Raw genomic sequence first — 4,434 nt, forward strand, 5'->3', positions numbered from 1 at the left:
CCTGGCGGGCGGCTTCGACTTCTTCGGGGCCCTGCTGTCGAACATGGAGCTGGCCCTGGCCCAGAGCCACATGGGCATCGCCGCGCGGTACAAGGACCTGTCGCCGGACAAGGCCGACGCCCAGCGGATCTTCGACACCATCCACCGTGAGCACGACAAGGCCRCCGAAATCGCCCTGGCGATCCGCGGCGGCGCGGCCCTGCTGGACAACCAGCCGGAGCTGGCGGAGTCGGTGACCCTGGCCGGGCTGTCGGTCGATCCGCTGAACCACCTGCAGTTGGAGCTGCTGGCCCGCCGCCGGGCCGGCGACCAGGACGAGAACGTGCGCCTGGCCATCCAACTGACCGTGGCCGGCATCGCGGCGGGCCTGCGCAACACGGGGTGACCTTTTCTCCTCCCCCGCGTCGCGGGGAGGAGTACTTTTCGACACCGCCGTCAAAACGGAAAACAACGTTTTGACGGCGCTTGCACAAGGCGTCGCTTCGGAGTAGATTCCTAAATGACACCGGTAGCAAAGTGGTCTAGCCAGTTTGACACCGGTATCATCGACGTTTTGGATTGGCCTGGCCAGTCCCAGGCGTCCGCGGCTCTTTCTGAGTTCGCTCCTGCGCAAACTTTCGGGGCGTCGGGCCATTGGCTCCGACGCCCTTTATTTTGAGAGCCCAGTTCCCGGAAACGGTCGTCTGGGAAATGCGGCGCGGAACCCGACACCGTCGGACACCGGGCAGGATGGAAACGAAGGACGACAACCAAGGACATTGACCGCGCGAATTGACGTTGGGGGAGCCTCTGGTGTGGCGTCCGCCCGCAACGCGGTCTAAACGGTCGCCCAGCGCCGAACGCGGCGAAATCTTCCACGCCGAAGCCCACCAGCCGGGCCGCACGCAAGATCGATCCTTTGAGGAGCAGTACTGATGGTGAAAGACCGCATGGCCGTGCTGACGGCGCTGATGGACCAGGGCGTCATCCCGGTGTTCTATCACCCCGACGTCGAGGTCTGTAAGAAGGTGATCCAGGCGTGCGCCGACGGTGGCGCGCCCTGCATCGAGTTCACCAACCGCGGCGACTTCGCCAGCCACGTCTTCTACGAAGTGACCCGTCACTTCGCCTCGGCCGATCCGCGCGTGATCATGGGCGTGGGCTCGATCGTCGACGCCCCGACCGCCGGCATCTACATCGCCAACGGCGCCAAGTTCGTGGTCGGCCCGATCCTCAACGCCGACGTCGCCAAGGTCTGCAACCGCCGCAAGATCCCGTATTCGCCCGGCTGCGGCTCGGCCTCGGAGATCTCCTACGCCGAAGAACTGGGCTGCGAGATCGTCAAGGTGTTCCCCGGCTCGTCGGTCGGCGGCCCCGATTTCATCAAGGCGGTGCTGGGCCCGATGCCCTGGACCCGCATCATGCCGACCGGCGGCGTCGATCCCGACGAAGCCTCGGTGACCAAGTGGTTCGGCGCGGGCATCGTCGCCGCCGGCATGGGCTCCAAGCTCATCACGCAAGAGCTGCTCGACGCGGGCGACTACGCCGGCATCACCAAGAAGGTCCGCGAGACGGTGGACCTGATCAAGAAGGTTCGTGGGAAAGCCTAAATGACCGACAACATCCTCAACATCCGCCCGGCTTCGGAAACGAAGTGGGACTGCGCTTCCTTCGGTGAAGTGATGCTGCGCTTCGACCCCGGCTTCGGCCGGGTTCGCAACGCCCGCCAGTTCAACGTCTGGGAAGGTGGCGGTGAATACAACGTCGCCCGCGCCTTCAAGAAGTGCTGGGGCAAGCGCTCGWCGGCCGTGACGGCTCTGCCGGTCAACGACCTGGGCTGGCTGGTCGAGGATCTGATGATGCAGGGCGGTGTCGACACCTCCCACGTCATCTGGCGCGACTTCGACGGCCTGGGCCGCAACACCCGCGTCGGCCTGAACTTCACCGAAAAGGGCTTCGGCGTTCGCCCCGCCTTGGGCTGTAGCGACCGTGGCCACTCGGCCGCCTCGCAGATCCGCCCTGGTGAAGTGAACTGGGAAAAGCTGTTCGGCGAGGAAGGCGTGCGCTGGTTCCACACCGGCGGCATCTTCGCGGCCCTGGCCAGCAACACCGCCGAAGCCGTGATCGAAGCGGTCGAAGTGGCCCGCAAGTACGGCACCGTGATCTCCTACGACCTCAACTACCGCGCCAGCCTGTGGAAGTCGCAGGGCGGCAAGGAAGGGGCCCAGAAGGTCAACCGCCACATCGCCAAGTACGTGGACGTGATGATCGGCAACGAAGAAGACTTCACCGCCTGCCTGGGCTTTGAAGTCGAAGGCCTGGACGAGCACATCAGCTCGATCGATCCGGCCAACTTCAAGAAGATGATCCAGACGGCCGTGAAGGAGTTCCCGAACTTCAAGGTCGCCGCCACCACCCTTCGCAACGCCAAGACCGCCTCGGTCAACGACTGGTCGGCGATCCTGTACGCCGGCGGCGAGTTCTACGCCTCGATGATGCGCGAGAACCTCGAGATCTACGACCGCGTCGGCGGCGGCGACGGCTTCGCCTCGGGCCTGGCCTTCGGCTTCATGGAAGGCAAGGGTCCGCAAGCCGCCGTCGAGTACGGCGCGGCTCACGGCGCCCTGGCCATGACCACCCCGGGCGACACCTCGATGGTGCGCCAGGCCGAGGTCGAGGCCGTGATGAAGGGCAAGGGCGCGCGGGTCATCCGCTAGTCCTCGGCTTCATCGCCTGAACAAGCAGAGCCCCCGGTCGCAAGGCCGGGGGCTTTTTGCTGGTTGGCGTCCCGGCGTGCGGCGAGGGCGGCGAGGCGTCTGTCGATTTCCAGGTAGAGCCGGTAGCGGCGCCGATGGCTGCCGCGCGGTTCCGGCGGGCTCGGCGCGTCGGTCGGATCTGCGGCGGCGGGGAGCAAGGGCGGAGGAAGAGCGGGGCGACGCGCGCGGGGGCTGGGCATCCGTATTCTCCTTGGCGCGCCCCAGGGACACGCCCTTGCGGCGTGTCCCTGACAGACGCAGTGCGAGGCGAGCGCCGGGCTGGGCCCGGAAGCTGTTGTAGAAATACCGTTTCGACTCAGACCGACGCTCCGCGCGGCGCGTTTTCCGGGAGCGTCCGGCGGGTGGCCCTCTTAAGGCCTTACCGGAAGAAGCCCCCGGCGGGCGGGCCGGGCTCGCGAACGCCCAGTCCCGGACCGCGTGCGTATCCCCCGCACGCCTGTCGCCCCCGCCAGCCCTTCACCGTCCCACCGTTTCTGTCGTCCAAGCCCGGCAAGGCCAGAGACGTGAAGGTCGCGGCCCGCCTTGAGAGCCAGCCGCCGCCGACGAGCGCTTCCCGCTCGACCGCACCCCAAGGCCGCGAAGGTCGCAGGCCTTAGCGCCCTCCCCATCGCCTTGAAGTGGGTTGATTATGCGCCGACCTGAGAGGGGRAGGATAAGYGGATTTYCGGCGTTGAATTCKTTGAGGAAACACGCTGGGAGCGATGGGAGTAAACGTCTGGCCCGATTTCGCGAGCTTGACAAGAATTTCTCACAAAAGTTGTGCAATCGAGGTTTGTGTGCCAACGTTTCAGGACAATAGGGAAGGGGCATTTCATGCGTATCGTCCTGTACATCCTGGGTTTTCTGATCGCGGCCGCCGTGGCGGTCCTCCCTTGGATCCTGATATCGCCGATCACCTTCATCACCGTCCTGGTCTCGCTGGCCGGCGTCGCGATGATCGTTCTGCTGATCATTGGCCTGATCCGGGGCTGGGGCATCGGCCTGCAGATCGGCGGCGGCACCTGATCGAGCTTTCTCGTCGATGACCGCCTAATGTAGACGGAGCAGGCCCACGGGCCTGTTCCGGCCTGCAAGCTTGACCGCGCTCGGCTCCAGGATCACGCTTCATCCCGACCCTTGGGGGAGGCGAACTCATGATCCGGCTATCAACCATCCGCACGCTTGGCGTGCTTGCGATCCTGGCGGCCGGCGCGGCCCAGGCGGCGCAGGCCCAGGTCCTGCCCGACCCGGCCGTGCCGATGGTCCAGCGCACCGAAAAGCTGAAGCTGCAAGGCCGGCGTGGCGAGAGCCTGCTGAGGCCCGGCTACGCCGTCGGCGAATACACCGGCTCGGCCAAGGCGGTGGCCAAGAGCGTCAAGGCCCTGGGCTCTTATTCCAAGGACAGCATGAAGGCGTCCTTCTCGGTCAAGACGCCGGATTGGGCCACACCCGTCGACGGGGCGTGCGAGGGCGGGCAGGGCCGCGCCGGCCTGGGCTGGATCACTTTCGACCGCGACGACCTGCTGTATGTCTGCACCTATTCGCAGGGCGGCGCGCCGCTGAAGGCGGCCATGAGCCTGGCCCTGTCCAAGGGCTCGTTCCTGGGCACTCTCACCCAGCCCCAGCGGGCGGGCGAGCTGCAGTATCAGGGGATCACCCTGCGGGCCCAGACCAAGCGCCTGGGCGGCCTGCCGTTCGG

General features: G+C 66.2%; 4 protein-coding genes and 1 pseudogene. All 5 read left to right on the forward strand.

Annotated elements, in window-relative coordinates; genetic code table 11:
* Nucleotides 1-385 (forward strand): phosphoenolpyruvate carboxylase (locus tag AC1DZ6_RS22400; RefSeq protein WP_477099328.1); only part of this gene is annotated, 385 nt, incomplete at its 5' end.
* Between the two features lie 529 nt (nt 386-914).
* The gene (locus AC1DZ6_RS22405; RefSeq protein WP_007665729.1) at nt 915-1,589 is read left to right on the forward strand and encodes a bifunctional 4-hydroxy-2-oxoglutarate aldolase/2-dehydro-3-deoxy-phosphogluconate aldolase; all 675 of its coding nucleotides are present in this window, start codon (nt 915-917) and stop codon (nt 1,587-1,589) included.
* A complete protein-coding gene (locus tag AC1DZ6_RS22410) occupies nt 1,590-2,696 on the forward strand; it encodes a PfkB family carbohydrate kinase (protein WP_477099329.1) in 1,107 nt (368 codons plus the stop codon). It abuts the gene before it with no gap.
* An 873-nt stretch (nt 2,697-3,569) separates the two neighbouring features.
* Nucleotides 3,570-3,761: a hypothetical protein gene (locus tag AC1DZ6_RS22415; RefSeq protein WP_477099330.1), complete on the forward strand. Its 192-nt coding sequence runs from the start codon at nt 3,570-3,572 to the stop codon at nt 3,759-3,761.
* 128 nt (nt 3,762-3,889) lie between these two features.
* A pseudogene (locus AC1DZ6_RS22420) lies at nt 3,890-4,434 on the forward strand (hypothetical protein); the annotation flags it as partial.

Source organism: Caulobacter sp. P1_B12_2, from assembly GCF_056406675.1.

Coding starts and splice junctions, on each gene's coding strand:
- AC1DZ6_RS22415 (WP_477099330.1), top strand. CDS start 3,570: ATGCGTATCGTCCTGTACATCCTGGGTTTTCTGATCGCGGCCGCCGTG.
- AC1DZ6_RS22405 (WP_007665729.1), top strand. CDS start 915: ATGGTGAAAGACCGCATGGCCGTGCTGACGGCGCTGATGGACCAGGGC.